The following is a 17,697-nucleotide window of genomic DNA, read 5'->3' as shown; positions in this document are numbered from 1 at the left end:
GCGCGGCTACTCCGCGGGCAGCGCGACGCCGGTCGCCTGGGCGATGTCGGCCAGCATGCGCTGGGCCGCCTGCACGCCGATGCCCGACATCCAGGTCTCGTCCGGCACCTCGTAGACCCGGTTGCCCTTGACCGCGGCCAGGTCACGCCAGACCGGGCTGCTGGTCACCGCGTTCTTCGGGGTCTTGCCCGGATCGTCGATGGTGGCGACGAAGATCATGTCGGCGTCGGCGCTGTCGATCTGTTCCGGGCTCACCTCGACCATGATCTTCTTCGGGTCGGTCGTGATCTGGTTGGCCGGCCGGTTCAGGCCGACATCGGCCAGCACCACGCCGCTGAAGGACTGGTTCTGGTACAGCCGGGTCGGGCCCGCCAGGAAGCGGATCACCGACGCGCTGGGCGCGGTGCCGTTGTTCTCGGCCTTGATCAGTTCGCCGAGCGCGTGCGCGCGGGCCTCGTACCTGCCCAGGGCGTCGGCCGCGCGCTGATCGAGGCCGAGGGCCTTGGCGTGCACGGCCAGATTGGCCTTCCACGGGCCGCCGGTGGTCTCGGTGAACACGGTCGGGGCGATGCCGCTGAGCTTGTCGTAGACCTTCTCGTGGCGGATCTTCGAGGACAGGATCAGGTCCGGCTTCAGCGCGGCGATCCGCTCCAGGTTCGGCTCGAGCAGCGGACCGACGTCGGTGACGTCGCCGAGGCCGGCCTTCAGGTACTCGGGGAAGCCGCCCGCGGTCTTGGTGTGCGGGACGACCGCGCCGACCGGGGTCACCCCGAGCAGCGTGGTCGAGTCGAGTTCGGCGGTGTCGAGCACCACCACGCGCTGCGGGGCGCGCGGGATGGTCACCTGTCCCATGACGGTGTCGAGGGTGCGCGGGAAGCTGGCCGTGTCGGCGCCGGTGTTCGCCGCGCCGGTCTGCGGTGCGTCGGTACCGCATCCCACGAGCGCGGTGAGCGCGAGCAGCGCTCCCGCGGCGGCGGTGCCTGCCCGGCCGAATCCGCGGGCGCGGAGGCGTCGAAGGGACATGACGGTCCTCATTTCTGGTCGGAGGGCGACGGCCCGGAGCCGGGTCGCCGTGGGGGACAGCGGATGTCAGGCGCGGGCCCGGGCCGCCCGGCCGAGCGGGATCACCAGGGGCGTGCCGGTTTCCGGATCGGGGATCACCCGGCATTCGACGTCGAAGACGGTGCGCACCAGCTCGGCGTCGAGCACCTCGGCGGGCGGGCCCGCGGCGGCGAGGGCGCCCTCGCGCAGCACCACCAGGTGGTCGGCGTAGCGCGCGGCCTGGCCCAGGTCGTGCAGCACCATGACGACGGTGCGGCCCGCGGTGGTGTTGAGATCGGCCACCAGGTCGAGCACGTCGAGCTGGTGCCGCAGGTCGAGGAAGGTCGTCGGCTCGTCGAGCAGCAGCAGGTCGGTGTCCTGGGCCAGGGCCAGCGCGATCCAGGCGCGCTGGCGCTGTCCGCCGGAGAGCTGGTCGACGGGCAGGTCCCGCAGCGGCGTGGTGCCCGTGCGGGCCATGGCGTCCTCGACGGCGGACTGATCCTCGGCCGACCAGGGGCGCAACAGTTTCTGATGCGGATAGCGGCCCAGCCGCACCAGCGCCTCGACGGTGATCGCCTCGGGTGTGATCGGCTGCTGGGGCAGCAGGCCGAGCCGCAACGCCAGTGCGCGCGCGGACATCCGGTGGATGTCGGCGCCGTCGAGGGTGACGGTGCCGCCCGCGGGCCGCAGCAGCCGGGTCAGCCCGCGCAGCAGCGTCGACTTGCCGCAGGCGTTGGGACCGACGATGGCGGTGACCGCGTGACCGGGCAGGGTCAGGTCCAGCCCGTCGATCACGGTGCGCTCGCCGTAGCGCAGTGCCAGTGCGCGGGTGGCCAATTCGTTGCCGGGCTGCCCGGTCATGCTGTCCTCCGATTCGCCGGATTGCTGTCGCGCACCAGCAGCCACAGCAGCCACGGTGCGCCGACGGTGGTGGTGACGACGCCGACCGGCAGGCCCTCCACCGGCAGCAGGTGCTGCGCGACGAAGTCGGCGCCGGTCAGCAGGGTCGCGCCGGCCAGGCCGGTGACGGCCAGGGTCGCCGCCGTGGGCGGCCCGCACAGCAGCCGCACCACCTGCGGCACCGCGAGCGCGACGAACACGATCGGACCCGAGATCGCCACGGCCAGCGCGGCCAGCGCCACCGCGGTGAGCAGCAGGCGCAACCGGGCGTTGCCGACGCCCACACCGAGCCCGCCCGCCGAGTCGTCGCCGAGATCGAGCACGGCCAGGGTGCGGTACTGCACCACCAGCAGGGCCAGGACCAGCACGGAACCGACGGCGGCGCCGGTGACCTCGGGCCAGGTGCGGCCGTAGAGCGAGCCCGCCGTCCAGTGCATGGCCGAGCCGGCCAGCTCCTTGGGGAAGCGCACGATCACCAGATTCACCGCGGCGGCCAGCCCGGCCTGGATCGCCAGGCCCACCAGGACGAGCCGGGCCGTGGGCACCTGGGTGCGCCAGCCGATCACGCCGAGCGCCACCGCGGCCGCCAGGCCACCGGCGGTCGCGCCGACCGGGATCGCGTACTGGGTCGCCCCGGCGGCCAGCACCAGCACCGCGCCGAGCGAGGCGCCGCCGGTCACGCCGATGACGTCGGGGGAGGCCAGCGGATTGCGGAACAGCCGTTGCAGCACGCCACCGGCCACGGCCAGCCCGGCACCGGCGATGACCCCGGCGGCCACGCGCGGCGCGCGGAACTCCTGCACGACGTAGACGTCGCCGCGGTCGCCGAGCCCGAGGGCGGCGTGCAACGCGGTCAGGGCGCTCATCGGCACCTCGCCGGTGGACAGGGCGAGGGCGATCAGGGCGCACAGCGCCACGGCGAGCACGAGCGCGAGCACCCGGGTCCGGGTGGCGGGCGCGGTCAGCACGGTCGTCATCGGCGGACCTTCCTGGTGGCGAGGACCGCGAGCAGCGGCGCGCCGACGAACGCGGTGATGATCCCGACCTCCACCTCCGAGGGCCGGATGATCAACCGGCCGATGATGTCGGCGCCCAGCAGCAGCACCGGACCCGCGACGAGACAGCCCGGGATCAGCACCCGGTGATCGGTGGTGCCGGTGACCAGCCGCACCAGGTGCGGCGCGGCCAGCCCGACGAAGGCGATGGGCCCCGCCACCGCGACCGCGGACCCGGCCAGCAGGACGACGGCCACCATGCCCGCGGTCCGGATCCGGGTCACCGGCACGCCCAGCGCCACCGCCGCCTCGTCCCCGAGGGCGACCGCGTTGAGCCCGGACGCCAGCAGCACCCCGGCGAGTACGCCGATCACCACGAACGGCAGCAGCGGCGTCAGCACCGACAGTTCGCGTCCCGCGATCGAGCCGACCAGCCAGAACCGCGCCTCGTCGAGGGTGCGCTCGCTGAACAGCAGCACCGCCGAGGTCCACGACGCCAGCACCAGCTGCACCACCGTGCCGCCGAGGACCAGCCGGACCGGGTCCAGATCGCCCGCCCTGCGTCCCAGCGCGAGGGTGAACACGGCGGCCACGGCCGCACCGGCGAAGGCGAACCAGACGTACTGGCCCGGCTGACTCAGCCCGAGCGCGTAGATGGCCGTGACCACCGCGAGCGCCGCGCCCGCGGTGATGCCCAGCGTCGTCGGCGCGGCCAGCGGATTGCGGCTCACCCCCTGCACGATGGCGCCGGCCAGCCCGAGCGCGGCGCCGACCACGAGCCCGACGACGGTGCGCGGCCAGCGCATCCCGGTGATCACCGCGGCGTCGCGGTCGGTGCCCTGGCCGAGGATCGCGTCGATCACGGTGCCGACGGGCACCGACCGGGATCCGAGCGCGAGGCTGAGCACGATGCACAGGGCCAGCGCGGCGAGCCCGGCCGCGAACACCGCGGTGCGGCGCAGCGCCGGGCTTGGCGAAACTGTCATGGACACGGTGGATTTCCCTCATCGCGCACGACCGAGCGCGCCTGGCCGTCGGGCAGGCGGAAGACGCTGTGATGCGTGCGGATCGGTCGGCGAGCAGGTGGCGGGACGACGGCGCGGCCGTCACCCTCGCCGTGCTGCGAAGGTTGCGAACCGGATCGCGGGAAACCTTAGGATAGGCAAGCCTTCATTGCAAGACGCTCGTTCTCAGGGCCGCACGTGGCCGGTGACGAGGCGATGCAGCAGCCGGGCCGCGGTCCGCGCGGTGCGCCCGTCGATGTCGAGTGCCGGATTGAGCTCGGCGACATCCACGACGGCCAGCGCGCCACCGGCGCTCACCCGGTCGCACACGGCCTGGATCGTGGGCAACGCGACACCGTAGGCCGCGGGCGCGCTCACTCCCGGCGCCACCGCGGCGGGCAGGACGTCGAGATCGATCGTCAGGTAGAGCAGGTCGACCCCGGCCACGAATTCGTCGACGAAGGCCAGCGCGCGGTCCGGGTCGCAGTCGTCGTCGAGCAGGTACCGCACGCCGAACCGGTCGGCGGTGTCGAACAGGACCGTGGTGTTGCTGGGCTGGCTGATCCCGAGCACCGCGTAGCGCACGTCCGGGTCGGCCTCGAGGATCTGCCGGAACGGGGTGCCGGAACTGGGCACCGGATCGGGTCGCAGGTCGAAATGCGCGTCCAGGTTGAGAATTCCGATTCGCGTGCCCGGGATGCGTCGCGCCGAGCCGGCGAGCCCGAGGTAGGTGCCGTACGCCACCTCGTGCCCGCCGCCCAGGATCACCGGGAACGCGCCGTCGTCGAGCAACGCGGACACGGTCGCGCCGAGGCGGCGCTGGCCGTCCTCGAGCCGGTCGCCGGTGACCGTCACGTCGCCCGCGTCGCAGGCGCGCAGGGGAGTGCGCAGCGCCATCGGGGCCAGCGCGCGCCGCAGCGCGTCGGGACCCTGCGCGGCGCCGGGCCTGCCCTTGTTGCGCCGCACCCCTTCGTCACTGACGAAGCCGACGAACACGCAGGACCCGGAATCGGTGCCCGGCGCGTACGGCCGCACCGCCTGGTGCCAGCGCAGGTGCTCGGTGGTGGTGCCGTCGATCCGGCCGGTCCACGGGGATTCGGACATCATCGGGCAGACCTCATTTCGCGTAGGCGAGCGCGCCGCCGCGCCACACCCGGCTGATCAGCGGAACTCCGGGACGGTAGGCCAGATGCAGGTGCGAGGGGGCGTCCAGGGCGATCGCGTCGGCGCGCAAGCCCGGGGTGAGCGCCCCGATATCGGTGCGCCGCAACGCCCGGGCGCCACCGGCGGTCGCCGCCCACACCGCCTCGTCGGGCGTCATGCGCAGATCCCGCACGGCCAGCGCGATACAGAACGGCAGACTCGTCGTGTAGCTGGTCCCGGGATTGCAGTCCGCGCCGAGTGCCACGGTCACGCCCGCGTCGAGCAGCGCGCGCGCGTCGGGATAGCTGTTGCGGGTGCAGAAGTCGGCCCCCGGCAGCAACGTGGCCACGGTGTCGCTGCCCGCCAGCGCGTCGATGTCGGCCGCGCTCACGTGCGCGAGATGGTCCACCGACGCCGCGCCCAGCTCCACCGCGAGCTGCGCGCCCGGACCCTGATGCAGCTGATTGCCGTGCACGCGCGGCACCAGCCCGTGCGCGATGCCCGCCGAGAGCACGGCGTGGGCCTGCTCGCGATCGAAGGCGCCCTGCTCGCAGAACACGTCGATCCAGCGGGCGTGCGGCGCGCAGGCCGGAATCATCTCGGCGCACACCATCGCGACGTAGTCGTCGGCGCGCCCGGCGTACTCCGGCGGCGGAACGTGCGCGGCGAGCAGGGTCACCTCGTCGGTGAACCGGCCCGCGATGCGGACACTGCGCAGTTCGTCGACGACGGACTGGCCGTAGCCGCTCTTGCACTCGACGGTGGTGCTGCCCGCCCGCAGCGACTCGTCCATCAGCCGCCGCACGGTCGCGGCGAGCTCGTCGTCGGACGCGGCCCTGGTCGCCGCGATGGTGGTGCGGATGCCACCGGCGCCGTAGGGCAGCCCGGCCATCCGCGCGGCGAACTCCTCGGCCCGGTCGCCGGCGAACACCAGATGCGAGTGCGACTCGACGAACCCCGGCAGCACGGCACGCCCGTCCAGGGACAGGCCGGTGTCGGCGGCGGGCGCGTCGGCACTGTCGCCGACCCACAGCACCGTCTCGCCGTCGAAGACGATCGCGGCGTCGCGGCGCAGGCCGAGCGGGCCCTCGCCCAGGGCGGGATCGTTGGTGACCAGGGTGCCGATCTCGGTCAGTGCGGTGGTGGGCACGGGGGACGTCCTCCTAGACGCGGGTGTCGACCATGGCGGTGTGCGGGGGATAGATCATCCGTGCGGGCGGACGGGCGGTGCGGCGCGCGACCGGGTAATAGATCGCCGCGGTGAACACGATGCCCACGATCCAGGAGATGTCGGCGCCGCCGAGCAGGTCCGTGACCGGACCGGTGTAGAGCTTCTGCGCGAGGAACGGGATCTGGGCCAGCACGCCGAGTCCGTAACAGGCCAGCGCGGGCACGTTCCACGCCCCGTAGCGGCCGTGCGGATCGTAGAGCGCGGGCAGGTCCACCCGTTCCTTCGAGATCAGGTAGTAGTCGATCAGATTGATCGCGCTCCACGGCGTGAACACCATGAGCAGCACCAGCACGAAGTTCTTGAAGTTGTTCAGGAAGTCGGCGCTGGCCGCGATCGCGATCAGCATCGAGACACCGACGAAGCCCACGATGTAGAACGTGCGGGCCCGGGTGGAGATCTGGGTGCGGCCGTCGAAAGCGGTGACGGTGGTCAGGATCGACATGAACCCGCCGTAGGCGTTGAGCACGTTCACCGTCAGCTTGCCCACCACGATCACCAGGTACACCCCGAAGGCCAGCGCCGCGGGCCCGGCCAGCGCGCCCAGGAAGCCGACCTGGTCGGCCAGGAACGCCTTGCCCGCGACCGCGGCCACCAGCGCGCCCAGCGTCATCGCCCACTGCGAGCCGAGCACGCTGCCCAGGAAGGTCGACCAGAAGGTGGTGCGTTCGCTGGTACTGCGCGGCAGGTAGCGGGAGTAGTCGGCGACATACGGACCGAAGGTCAGCTGCCAGCCGGCACCGAGGGAGATGGCGAGCAGGAAGGTCACCGCGTCGAACCCGATCACCCCGACGAAGTCGCCGACCGGGTATTCGGCGAAGAGGCGGACCGTGAGATAGGTGAACCCGACGATCCCGACGACGGTCGCGATCCGGCCGACGACGTGGATGAGCCGGTACCCGGTGACGGCCACGAACGCGGTGAGCGCACCGAAGATCACGATGCCGATCACCGGATCGTCCACGTGCAGCATGTTGTTCACCGCCTGCCCGGCCAGCACCGTGCCGGTCGCCGCGAACCCCAGATACATCAGGATCACCAGCACCAGCGGCACCACCGCGCCCCGCACGCCGAACTGCGCGCGGCTCGAGATCATCTGCGGCAGTCCCATGCGCGGTCCCTGCGCCGAATGCAGCGCCATCACCACGCCGCCGAAGACGTTGCCGAGCAGCAGACCGAGGATCGCCCAGAGCGCGTCGGCGCCGAAGACCACCGCCAGCGCCCCGTCGACCACCGCGGTGATCTGCATGTTCGCGCCGAACCAGAGCGTGAACTGGCTGCGCGGGGTGCCGTGCCGTTCGCTGTCGGGGACGACGTCGATGGTGCGGCGTTCGGGGGTGAGCAGGTCCTCGGAACTGCCGGTGCTGGTCATAGCGGCCTGTCTTTCTGCGGTGACGCCGTCGAGCGTGCGGCCCCGGCCTGTGCGCTGGGTCACGTTCGATATGTATATGCCTGTATAGACAGGTTCGTCAAGCGCTAGGCTGCCGTCGAACGGTCGCACATTGACACGGCTGTATATACAGGTTTATACATGTACCGGTCGCTGTGACCGGCCCCACAGGCGAATCCATCGAGTATCACCCGATCCGTGCGCCGTTCCGATATCCCGGGAGAATGGTTTGAACAAGCCCGTTGCTGTGCTGACGCGGGGTCTCACCGCGCGTCACATCCGTTTCATCGCGCTCGGCTCGGCCATCGGCACCGGCCTGTTCTACGGTTCCGCGGAAGCCATCCACCGGGCCGGACCCTCGGTGCTGCTGGCCTACCTCATCGGCGGCGCCGCGATCTACCTCGTCCTGCGCGCCCTGGGCGAGATGGCGGTGAGCAATCCGGTCGCCGGCTCGTTCGGCGAATACGCCAGTAAGCACCTGGGCCCGCTGCCCGGGTTCCTCACCGGCTGGACCTACACCTTCGAGATGCTCATCGTCTGCCTCGCCGACGTCACCGCGTTCGGCGTGTACATGGGCTTCTGGTTCCCCGATGTGCCCCGCTGGATCTGGGTGCTGTCGATCATCTTCTTCATCGGCGCGATCAACCTGCTCAGCGTCAAGGTGTTCGGCGAGGTCGAGTTCTGGTTCAGCCTGGTCAAGATCGTGGCCATCGTGGCGATGATCGCCGGCGGCATCGCCGTGCTGATCTTCGGCTTCGGCATCCACGACACCGGCGACGGCGTGCGGAACCTGTGGTCGGACGGCGGCTTCTTCCCGACCGGCGTCGGCGGTTTCCTCGCCTGCTTCGCCATCGTGATGTTCGCCTTCGGCGGCACCGAGATCATCGGCATCACCGCGGGCGAGGCCGAGGACCCGCAACGCACCATCCCGCGCGCGATCAACACCGTGCCGGTGCGCATCATCCTGTTCTATGTGCTCACCCTCGCGGTGATCATGGCGATCGACCCGTGGCGCACCATCGGCGACGAGGGCAGCCCGTTCGTGCAGATCTTCCAGAGCCTGGGGCTCGGTCCCGCGGCGGCCGTGCTGAACGTCGTCGTGATCACCGCGGCGCTGTCGGCCATCAACAGCGACATCTTCGGCGCGGGCCGGATGATGTTCGGCATGGCCCAGCGCGGCCAGGCGCCCGCGGTGCTGCGGCAGGTCTCGCGCAACGGGGTGCCGTGGATGACGGTGGTCATCATGACCGTCACGCTGCTGGTCGGCGTGCTGCTCAACTACCTCATCCCGGACAAGGTGTTCCTGGTCATCGCCTCGATCGCCACCTTCGCCACCATCTTCGTCTGGCTGATGATCCTGCTCTCGCAGTACCGCTCGCGGCGGCGGATGTCGGCCGAGCAGGTCGCGGCGCTGAAGTTCCCGGTGCCGTTCTGGCCGTACGGTCCGATCCTGACCATGGCGTTCCTGGTGTTCGTGGTCGCGGTGATCGCCTTCGACGCCGACAGCCGGGTGGCGCTGGTCGTCGGCGCGGTGTGGCTGGCGCTGCTGTGCCTGGCCTACCGGCTGTGGGTGCGCCCGGCCGTTGCCGCCGCGCCGGACCCGGTGCCCGCACCGGAACCCGTCGCCGATATCGCCTGAAAAGTCGTGTCCCGCAAATTGTTTGGAATGGAGTAAGCACAGTGAGCATCGACTCGGACCGGCAGGCGCCGGTCGACCGGGAACCGGTCGTCGTCGGGACGGGCGCGGTGGCGCCGCGCGACGTGGTGCGGGTGGCCAGGGACGGCGCGCCCGTGCGGCTCTCGGCCGAGGCGCTGGACGCGATCGCCCGGAGCCGTCGGCGCATCGAGGCGCTCGCGGCCGATCCCAAGCCGGTCTACGGCGTGTCCACCGGTTTCGGTGCGCTGGCCGTGCGCCACATTCCGCTCGAGCTGCGCAAGCAGTTGCAGCGCAGCCTGGTTCGCTCGCACGCGGCCGGGTCGGGTGCCGAGGTGGAGCGGGAGGTGGTGCGCGCGCTGATGCTGCTGCGCCTGTCGACCCTGGCCACCGGACGGACCGGTGTGCGTCCCGTGGTCGCGCAGACCTACGCCGCGCTGCTGTCGGCCGGGATCACTCCGGTGGTCTACGAATACGGCAGCCTCGGCTGTTCCGGTGATCTCGCACCGCTGGCGCACGTGGCGCTGGCGGTGCTCGGCGAGGGCACCGTGCGCGACGCCGACGGCGCGCTCGTACCCGCCGCGCGGGCGCTGGCGGCGGCCGGGATCGAACCGGTGGAGCTGGAGGAAAAAGAGGGTCTGGCGCTGATCAACGGCACCGACGGCATGCTCGGCATGCTGGTGCTGGCCTGCCACGATCTGCGGGCACTGCTGCGCCTGGCCGACGTGACCGCCGCGATGAGCGTGGAGGGCCTGCTCGGCACCGACAAGGTCTTCGCCGCCGATCTGCAGGCGCTGCGCCCGCAGCCCGGCCAGGCCGTCGCGGCCGCGAACATGACCCGTCTGCTGGCGGATTCGGCGATCGTCGCCAGTCACGCCACTCCCGACTGCACCGTCGTCCAGGACGCCTACTCGCTGCGCTGCGCCCCGCAGGTGGCCGGCGGCGCCCGCGACACCCTCGCGCACGCCGAACGCGTCGCCGGGTACGAACTGGCATCCGCGGTGGACAATCCGGTCGTCACCCTGGACGGCCGGGTCGAATCCAACGGCAACTTCCACGGTGCCCCCGTCGCCTATGTGCTCGACTTCCTGGCGATCGTCGTGGCCGACGTGGCCAGTATCAGCGAGCGGCGCACCGACCGCTTCCTGGACAAGGCCCGCAACCACGGCCTGCCGCCGTTCCTGGCCGACGACCCCGGCGTCGACAGCGGCCACATGATCGCCCAGTACACCCAGGCCGCCATCGTCTCCGAACTCAAGCGCCTGGCCGCGCCCGCGTCGGTGGATTCCATCCCGTCCTCGGCCATGCAGGAGGACCACGTCTCCATGGGCTGGTCGGCCGCCCGCAAACTGCGCCGCGCCATCGACGGACTCACCCGCGTCCTGGCGATCGAGGCGCTCACCGCCGCCCGCGCCCTCGACCTGCGCGCCCCGCTCACCCCGTCCCCGGCCACCGCCGCCGTCCGCGACGTCCTGCGCACCCGGGTCCCCGGCCCCGGCCCCGACCGCCACCTGGCACCCGAAATCGAGGCCGCCGTCCACCTCGCCGCCACCGGCGCCCTCCTCACCGCCGCCGAATCCGTCACCGGCCCCCTCGGCTGACCAGCCGCCCCCGCCGGAAACGGCGGGGGCACCGGGCTCTTCCGGGTGATGAGGCATGCTGGAAGTCGGCGGACGCGTCGACGGAACAGGAGCCGGAATGCTGCCCGAGCACCGTGAACCGACTGTGCGACACGCGGTTCGCCTGATCATGCTGGACGATCTCGACCGCCTGCTGCTGTTCTCGGGAATAGACTCCACCGACGGGGACACCTTCTGGTACCCGATCGGCGGCGGCCGCGAACCAGGCGAGACGCCTCAGCAGACAGCGGCCCGTGAAGCCGAGGAGGAAACCGGCCGCACCGATCTCGTGGTCGGCCCGGAACTCTGGCGCCGCCGCGCCCTCGTCACCTGGGACGGCACCACCTACGACTGCCACGAACGCTACTTCCTCGCCCGCGTCCCCTGTTTCGACATCGACACCACCGGCTTCACCGCCCTCGAACGCGCCACCGTCACCGGCCACCACTGGTGGACCCTCCCCGAACTCACCACCACCCCCGCCCGCATCGCACCGGGCGAACTCGTCACCCGCCTGACAGACCTCCTCCGCGACGGCCCACCCCCCACCCCGATCACGCTCGCGCACTGAGGTTCTCGGTCGCGGGACGGGCCAGTGCTTCGTAGACCCACTGGTGGGCTCGCCCCACAGTGACGCGCGGGGTCAGGAGGGTGTCGGTCAGGGTCCAGTAGCGGTGGATGCGGGGGTCGGTATCGGTGGCACCGGTGAGCATGTCTCGGCGGAACCGCGGCGAATCGCGTTCGCCGCGGGCGCGGGCGTGGGCTCGGACGTAGCGGTCGACTTCGTCTGTGCTGTGCGGGTGTTCGTCTCGCAGGACGCGGGGGACGACATCGGTCATGATGTCGCCGACTTCGACGTACAGGCGGTGGCCGTCGCGGACCAGGTGCGGGCGGTCGCGCCAGAGTTGGTGTCGCACAGCGGTGTGCAGGTCGGCAGTGGTGGTGAGCGCGACCAGTTCCGCGTAGGCGACGATCTGGTCGACCGTCGGATCCGGAGGCGGTTCGGGCACGTTCCACCCGACGAAGACGTCGATTTCGCGGCCCGGAATCGGGGCGAGCACGCGCTGCCAGAATCGCAGCAGTTCCACGTGTGCCGCGTCGCCGTCCTGAGCGGCGGCCAGCACGGCGAGGCGCTGCGCGCGGCCGGCCGGAGCGGCCGTGCCGATGGCCCGCAGCGCCGCACGTCGCCAGGCCAGCGAGCGGAATTCGGCGTCGACCCGGGCACTTTCGGCCGCGACCACCTCGTCGATCGATCGTTCGCCTCGCAGCACCGCGGAGATCGCTTCCAGCCCGAGTCCGAGCGCGCGCAGACGCCGGACCAGCAGTAGCCGTTCGGTGGCGGCTGTGCCGTCGAACATCCGGTGGCCGCCGGCGCTGCGCTGGGACTCGAGTATGCCCTCGTCGCAATAGAACCGGATCGTGCGCACGGCGAGCCCGGTGCGCCGCGCCAATTCCCCGATGCTCACCAGTGTCACCGCGGGTGTGTCACCCGTCACAATCTCTTGCACCTCCACCCCGGTGGAGCTTTTAGCGTACCGGTACCGCCGCTCGGTCCCGGATGGGCTCGGCGGGCGGCGCAGCGTACAGAGAATGCAGACAGGAAAGGGTGATTCGTGGCTACCACGCGGGAAGACAACATCGTCGCAGGCATCGCGGAGATCGTCGAGGAGGTGACCGGCATCGACGTCGCCGACGTGACGATCGAGAAATCCTTCGTCGAGGACCTGGAGATCGACTCGCTGTCGCTGGTGGAGATCGCCGTCCAGCTCGAGGACAAGTACGGCGTCAAGATTCCCGACGAGGACCTGGCGAGTCTGCGGACCGTCGGTGACGCGGTGGCCTACGTACAGCGCATGGAGGCCGAGCAACCTCGGTTGGCCGCGGAGATGGTGGCGAAGTTCACCGAGGCCCAGGACAGCTGAGGTTCGGCCGCCGGGGGAGCGGCCGGATCTCAGCGTCGCCCGCCCGCGCCGGTAGGGGGCGCGGGCGGGGTGGGGATCAGTTCTCCTGCATGGGAATGCGGACCCCGCGCTCGCGGGCGACGTCGGCGGCGTGGTCGTAGCCGGCGTCGACGTGGCGGATGACGCCCATGCCGGGGTCGTTGGTGAGGACGCGCTCGAGTTTCTGGGCCGCCAGGGGCGTGCCGTCGGCGATGCAGACCTGGCCGGCGTGGATGGAGCGGCCCATGCCGACGCCGCCGCCGTGGTGGATCGACACCCAGGACGCGCCGGAGGCGGTGTTGAGCAGGGCGTTGAGCAGCGGCCAGTCGGCGATCGCGTCGGAACCGTCGGCCATGGCCTCGGTCTCGCGGTAGGGGGAGGCCACCGAGCCGGAGTCGAGGTGGTCGCGGCCGATGGCGACCGGGGCGGACAGTTCACCGGAGGCGACCATCTCGTTGAACTTCAGGCCGGCGCGGTGCCGTTCGCCGTAGCCGAGCCAGCAGATCCGCGCGGGCAGGCCCTCGAACTTCACCTTCTCGCCCGCCATGGTGATCCAGCGCTTCAGGTGTTCGTTCTCGGGGAACAGTTCCATGATGGCGCGGTCGGTGGCGGCGATGTCGCGCGGATCGCCCGAGAGCGCGGCCCAGCGGAACGGGCCGAGCCCCTCCTCGAACAGCGGCCGGATGTAGGCGGGCACGAAACCGGGGAACGCGAACGCGCGGTCGTAGCCGCCCTTGCGGGCCTCGTCGCGGATCGAGTTGCCGTAGTCGAACACCTCGGCGCCCTTGTCGAGGAACCCGACCATCGCCTCGACATGCTTGGCCATCGAGGCCTGCGCCTCGGTGGTGAACCAGGCCGGGTCCTTCTCGGCCAGGGTGTGCCAGTCCGCGAGCGCGACCCCGATCGGCAGGTAGGACAGCGGATCGTGGGCGGAGGTCTGGTCGGTGACGATGTCGATCGGCGCGTCCATCGCCAGCAGCTGCGGGAACACCTCGGCGGCGTTGCCGACCAGCCCGACCGACAGCGGCCTGCGTTCGTCGCGTGCCGCGATCGCGAGTTCGAGTGCCTCGGTAAGGGTGTCGGCCTTCGTGTCGAGGTAGCCGTGCGCGATGCGCCGGTCGATGCGCGCCGGATCGCAGTCCACGCACAGCGCGACGCCGGAGTTCATCGTCACCGCCAGCGGCTGCGCACCACCCATGCCGCCCATGCCCGCGGTCAGGGTGATGGTGCCTGCCAGGGTGCCGCCGAACCGCTTGCGCGCCACCGCGCCGAAGGTCTCGTAGGTGCCTTGCAGGATGCCCTGGCTGCCGATGTAGATCCACGAACCGGCGGTCATCTGCCCGTACATCATCAGCCCGAGCTGCTCGAGCTTGCGGAACTCCTCCCAGTTGGCCCAGTCACCGACCAGATTGGAGTTGGCCAGCAGCACCCGCGGCGCCCACTCGCTGGTGCGGAACACCCCCACCGGCTTGCCGGACTGCACCAGCAGCGTCTCGTCGTCGGCGAGGGTCTCCAGCGTGCGCACGATCGCGTCGAACGCGGCCCAGCTGCGCACCGCACGACCGGTACCGCCGTAGACGACGAGATCGTCGGGGCGCTCGGCGACCTCGGGATCGAGGTTGTTCATCAGCATCCGGAGGGCGCCCTCCTGCTGCCAGCCGCGCGTGCGCAGCTGCGAGCCGCGCGGCGCGGAGACGGGCCGGGGGCCGGGTTCGGGCCGGTGGGCGGCGTCGGTCATCGGTTTCACTCCTCGAAATGACGGCTGTGTCCTGGGTCACTGAAATCCAGGTTAGTGGTATAGTCCTGTATATACAAGTACCTGTCAAGCTCGCTGTGGCGTTCGGGCGCAACGTATTCTCTGAGCAAACCGAGGGAACGGATACCGGTGGTGGCGATCGAAGTGGTCGATGCGGACCTGGCCGCACTGTACGGCGAGCTGGGGACCGAGTTCGCGGCGTACGAACGCGTGAAGCAGCTGATCATGGCTCAGATCAAGGGCGGCCGGTGGACCGAGGGCGCGCAGATCCCCTCGGAGAACCAGCTGGTCACCGCGCTCGGGCTCTCCCGCATGACGATCAACCGGGCCCTGCGTGATCTCACCGCCGACGGCGCGCTCACCCGGGTGATGGGGGTCGGTACCTTCGTCGCGCCCGCCAAGGCGGCCTCACCGCTGTTCGAGGTCAGGAACATCGCCGACGAGATCTCCCGGCGCGGGCACCGGCACCGGACCGAGGTGGTGTTCGTGCGCGCCGAGGAGGCGGGCGACCGGCATCCGGTGCTGGGAAACGCCATGAGCGGCAGGGTGTTCCACTCGCTGCTGGTGCACATCGAGGACGATGTGCCCATCCAGGTGGAGGACCGCTATGTCGATCCGGCACAGGCGCCCGACTACCTGACCCAGGACTTCACCACCGTCACCCCGAACACCTACCTGAGCGAGGTGGCTCCGCTGATCCGCGGTGAGCACGTCGTGGAGGCGGTGCGGGCCAGCCGCGAGGAGTGCGCGCTGCTCGACATCGACGCCGACGAACCGTGTCTGCTCATCCGGCGCAAGACGTGGTCCTCGGGCGGGCTGGTGAGTGCCGCGCGGTTGATCCATCCCGGTTCGCGTAATCGGCTGGAAGGTAGCTTCGGGCCCAATCGCGACGAATGAAGCCGCTCGATTTCACTGCCGTCCGCCACGCTGTTCCGGCCGGTGTGAACACTGGCCGGTGATACCTCGAATTCGTGGCCGATACCGCCTCGGAAATTGTTATCCGATCTGAATGCCGGCCGCGTACAGCAAATTGCTGGCTAATCGAAAAAATGTCCTTGACCTGGCATGTTGCGCGGAGGGCAATTTTCGTTACGTTTCGGGTTATCACTGTTTCGTGACGAAACACCCGCCCTGACCTGTTCGGGCTGTACGTTTGGTGGCCCATGGTTCGCTGGGTTCCATTCAGGTAACGGAGAGGGCGGAAATGGCTATAGTGGCGCGGCAGTCGGGGCCGCTCCGGACGACCTCCCGACAGGGCTTTTCCGTACTGAAATCGACCACGGCGCAGTCGGTGCCGGTGGTCGCGGCCATGGCATTGCGGCCGGCGTGGTGGCGTGGTGCCGCCACGGGACAGCAGTCGTTCGGTTCCCTCGCCCGCTAGGAGCTCACCATGCAGACCCACCGACCCGTCGCGGGCGCGACGATCCCGGCCATCGAGCCGATCCTGACCCCCCACGGTGACGACTGCCGACGCCTGCGCGTCGTCGCCCGCATCGACGACCCGGCCGTCTGGCACACGGCGGTCGGCCGACTGCTCGCCGGCGGCCTGCGCCGCTGGCACGCCAGAGCCGACATCGCCGACCATCCGGCGCTGCGCCGCTGGTCCCGCCTTCAGGACGACCGGCCGGTGCCCGAACGGCCGAGCCTGCGGGCGGTGTTCGAGGCGGTCGCCGCCGGTGCCGAGCTCGCCACCGGCGACCCCTGCGCCGACCTCGCCACCGCGATCATGCTGCTGTCGAGCTGCCCCACCGAGGTGGTCCTGCAGGCCGACCCGATGAACGACCCACGCGCGGTGCGGTTCTCCGTGTACGCCTACCGCGACGACGACCTCCCCTTGGCCGAGGCGCTGATCACCACGACGGTCGAGGCCTGCGGCGCGCTGCTGGCCCGCCGCTGCACGGTCCTGCGCGAGGGCCCCACCGTCCGTCCCACGGTCCCGATCGTCGACCACCCCCTCCCGGACCTCCTCGTCCTCGGCAGCACCGCCGCCCGCTGACTCACCCCGCCCGTCGCCGAGCATCGCGGACAGTGCCTCGGTGATCGCCGCCCGCAAGCGGTCGTGCCGTGGCCCGAGCGCGTGTTCGGGCGCCGACCGCTCGGCACCGTACAGATGCACCGGCCCGACCCGCAGCGCCGCCGGCTCCCAGTCGTACCGAGCGTGCACATGCCCGTGCAGATGCGCCCGGGTATTGCCGAGCACCTCGTAGTTGATCCGCGGCCGCGGCAGCTCGGTGAGCAGGATGCCTCGACGGCGGCTGTGCGAGAGGGATTTCGATGCTACCGGCGGGCGGTGACACGCACCGGGGACGTGGGGGAAGGGTCGGCCGAAACGCTTCCAATTCGAAACGAATGCCCTGACGGTGTGACGTTGAGTGTCGAAATGGCAAGGGAGCGTTAGTATCTCGAGCTAACGATCGGGAGTATTGGGAAAGACGCCAAACTTCGGCGGGGGACCTGTGGAGATCTCACTATGCGGACAAGCCGATTCGCGGCAACGCGCGCGCGGTCGTAGAGTGGGTTCGAGCGGCGATTCCGCGCTCCACCCGCCGGACGACGACGTCCACGGCAGCCCCTCTGATCAGGTGTTTTCCGGGTTTCCTCGGAAGAATCGGCTCGTGGTCGGTGCGATCCCCAGTGGCGGGGACGTCGTGCCCGCATCGCGCTGTCGCAGTGTCGCGACAGCTCTTCAGTCCTTACCTCGGCGCAACAAGTTCCCCGCCTCGCTGGGCTAGGGTCTCCGAATCCCTTGGAGCACTGCAGCTTCCACTGGGTTACGGGGTTCGCCCATGGTGAAGATTCGGTCTTGTGTGACTCGCGTGCTCGAGTTACCTTGCGGCACTGTCGAATACCACGGGTGAAAAGTGAAACCTGTTGTAGCGCTTGACAAGTCGGGGAACGTTCTACAAAACTACCCGTCGGTAGGTAAGCGGTCGGGAAGCTCTCGGGCCCGGTCGTTTGTGACAGGTCACCAGCGTCGACGGCCCGCGCTCGAGCACCCGCCGAACCCTGTGCGCCAGTCGGGGTGAA

15 protein-coding genes are annotated in these 17,697 nt (G+C 70.5%); 6 read left to right on the top strand and 9 right to left on the bottom strand.

What is annotated here, in order from left to right; translation table 11 throughout:
• Positions 1–6 precede the first annotated feature (6 nt).
• The 7 genes from EL493_RS22425 to EL493_RS22395 form a co-directional block, all read right to left on the bottom strand.
• A complete protein-coding gene (locus EL493_RS22425; protein ID WP_019047580.1) occupies positions 7–1,023 on the bottom strand; it encodes an ABC transporter substrate-binding protein in 1,017 nt (338 codons plus the stop codon).
• Positions 1,024–1,089: 66 nt separating this feature from the next.
• A complete protein-coding gene (locus tag EL493_RS22420; RefSeq protein WP_019047579.1) occupies positions 1,090–1,902 on the bottom strand; it encodes an ABC transporter ATP-binding protein in 813 nt (270 codons plus the stop codon).
• Positions 1,899–2,918, bottom strand: a complete 1,020-nt coding sequence (locus tag EL493_RS22415; RefSeq protein WP_019047578.1) for a FecCD family ABC transporter permease — start codon at positions 2,916–2,918, stop codon at positions 1,899–1,901. Before EL493_RS22415 ends, EL493_RS22420 begins: the two co-directional genes overlap by 4 nt.
• Positions 2,915–3,922, bottom strand: a complete 1,008-nt coding sequence (locus EL493_RS22410; RefSeq protein ID WP_022566756.1) for a FecCD family ABC transporter permease — start codon at positions 3,920–3,922, stop codon at positions 2,915–2,917. Before EL493_RS22410 ends, EL493_RS22415 begins: the two co-directional genes overlap by 4 nt.
• Before the next feature lie 204 nt (positions 3,923–4,126).
• Positions 4,127–5,047, bottom strand: a complete 921-nt coding sequence (hutG, locus tag EL493_RS22405; RefSeq protein WP_019047576.1) for a formimidoylglutamase — start codon at positions 5,045–5,047, stop codon at positions 4,127–4,129.
• Positions 5,048–5,057: 10 nt separating this feature from the next.
• A complete protein-coding gene (gene hutI / locus EL493_RS22400) occupies positions 5,058–6,233 on the bottom strand; it encodes an imidazolonepropionase (protein WP_019047575.1) in 1,176 nt (391 codons plus the stop codon).
• Between the two features lie 13 nt (positions 6,234–6,246).
• Positions 6,247–7,683 (bottom strand): purine-cytosine permease family protein, encoded by a 1,437-nt coding sequence (locus tag EL493_RS22395; protein ID WP_019047574.1) that lies wholly within the window; start codon positions 7,681–7,683, stop codon positions 6,247–6,249.
• Positions 7,684–7,930: 247 nt separating this feature from the next.
• Between EL493_RS22395 and EL493_RS22390 the strand changes: the two genes are divergently transcribed.
• The 3 genes from EL493_RS22390 to EL493_RS22380 are packed head-to-tail and all read left to right on the top strand — an operon-like array spanning position 7,931 to position 11,545.
• Entirely contained in the window at positions 7,931–9,340 is a 1,410-nt protein-coding gene (locus EL493_RS22390; protein ID WP_030203724.1) for an amino acid permease, read from the top strand.
• Positions 9,341–9,381: 41 nt separating this feature from the next.
• Entirely contained in the window at positions 9,382–10,956 is a 1,575-nt protein-coding gene (hutH, locus tag EL493_RS22385; protein ID WP_019047572.1) for a histidine ammonia-lyase, read from the top strand.
• Positions 10,957–11,011: 55 nt separating this feature from the next.
• Positions 11,012–11,545: an NUDIX hydrolase gene (locus EL493_RS22380; RefSeq protein WP_081723184.1), complete on the top strand. Its 534-nt coding sequence runs from the start codon at positions 11,012–11,014 to the stop codon at positions 11,543–11,545.
• Here the strand turns inward: EL493_RS22380 and EL493_RS22375 are convergent.
• The gene (locus EL493_RS22375; protein WP_022566758.1) at positions 11,529–12,470 is read right to left on the bottom strand and encodes a MerR family transcriptional regulator; all 942 of its coding nucleotides are present in this window, start codon (positions 12,468–12,470) and stop codon (positions 11,529–11,531) included. The two genes, EL493_RS22380 and EL493_RS22375, sit on opposite strands and share 17 nt — an antisense overlap.
• 117 nt (positions 12,471–12,587) lie before the next feature.
• Here EL493_RS22375 and acpM point away from each other — a divergent pair, with 117 nt between their 5' ends.
• Positions 12,588–12,896, top strand: coding sequence for a meromycolate extension acyl carrier protein AcpM (gene acpM, locus EL493_RS22370; RefSeq protein WP_019047569.1), 309 nt, complete (start codon positions 12,588–12,590; stop codon positions 12,894–12,896).
• A gap of 76 nt (positions 12,897–12,972) precedes the next feature.
• On the opposite strand, the gene hutU is transcribed toward acpM, so the two are convergent.
• Positions 12,973–14,652 carry a urocanate hydratase gene (gene hutU / locus EL493_RS22365; protein WP_019047568.1) on the bottom strand — a complete coding sequence of 560 codons (1,680 nt, stop codon included), beginning with the start codon at positions 14,650–14,652 and terminating at the stop codon, positions 12,973–12,975.
• A gap of 141 nt (positions 14,653–14,793) precedes the next feature.
• Between hutU and hutC the strand changes: the two genes are divergently transcribed.
• Together hutC and EL493_RS22355 are read left to right on the top strand one after the other, a co-directional pair.
• The gene (gene hutC / locus EL493_RS22360; protein ID WP_081723185.1) at positions 14,794–15,567 is read left to right on the top strand and encodes a histidine utilization repressor; all 774 of its coding nucleotides are present in this window, start codon (positions 14,794–14,796) and stop codon (positions 15,565–15,567) included.
• 493 nt (positions 15,568–16,060) lie between these two features.
• Positions 16,061–16,666, top strand: coding sequence for a hypothetical protein (locus tag EL493_RS22355; RefSeq protein WP_019047566.1), 606 nt, complete (start codon positions 16,061–16,063; stop codon positions 16,664–16,666).
• The last annotated feature ends 1,031 nt before the right edge of the window (positions 16,667–17,697 follow it).

The organism is Nocardia asteroides, assembly GCF_900637185.1.
Taxonomy (GTDB): domain Bacteria; phylum Actinomycetota; class Actinomycetes; order Mycobacteriales; family Mycobacteriaceae; genus Nocardia; species Nocardia asteroides.
This window is presented reverse-complemented; position numbering and strand designations above follow the sequence as displayed.

Bases quoted from the DNA above. Each gene is read 5' to 3' on its own strand.
- hutU (WP_019047568.1), bottom strand. From the start codon at position 14,652: ATGACCGACGCCGCCCACCGGCCCGAACCCGGCCCCCGGCCCGTCTCC.
- EL493_RS22410 (WP_022566756.1), bottom strand. From the start codon at position 3,922: ATGACAGTTTCGCCAAGCCCGGCGCTGCGCCGCACCGCGGTGTTCGCG.
- hutG (WP_019047576.1), bottom strand. From the start codon at position 5,047: ATGATGTCCGAATCCCCGTGGACCGGCCGGATCGACGGCACCACCACC.
- EL493_RS22415 (WP_019047578.1), bottom strand. From the start codon at position 2,918: ATGACGACCGTGCTGACCGCGCCCGCCACCCGGACCCGGGTGCTCGCG.
- EL493_RS22425 (WP_019047580.1), bottom strand. From the start codon at position 1,023: ATGTCCCTTCGACGCCTCCGCGCCCGCGGATTCGGCCGGGCAGGCACC.
- EL493_RS22395 (WP_019047574.1), bottom strand. From the start codon at position 7,683: ATGACCAGCACCGGCAGTTCCGAGGACCTGCTCACCCCCGAACGCCGC.
- EL493_RS22355 (WP_019047566.1), top strand. From the start codon at position 16,061: ATGCAGACCCACCGACCCGTCGCGGGCGCGACGATCCCGGCCATCGAG.
- EL493_RS22380 (WP_081723184.1), top strand. From the start codon at position 11,012: ATGCTGGAAGTCGGCGGACGCGTCGACGGAACAGGAGCCGGAATGCTG.
- EL493_RS22420 (WP_019047579.1), bottom strand. From the start codon at position 1,902: ATGACCGGGCAGCCCGGCAACGAATTGGCCACCCGCGCACTGGCACTG.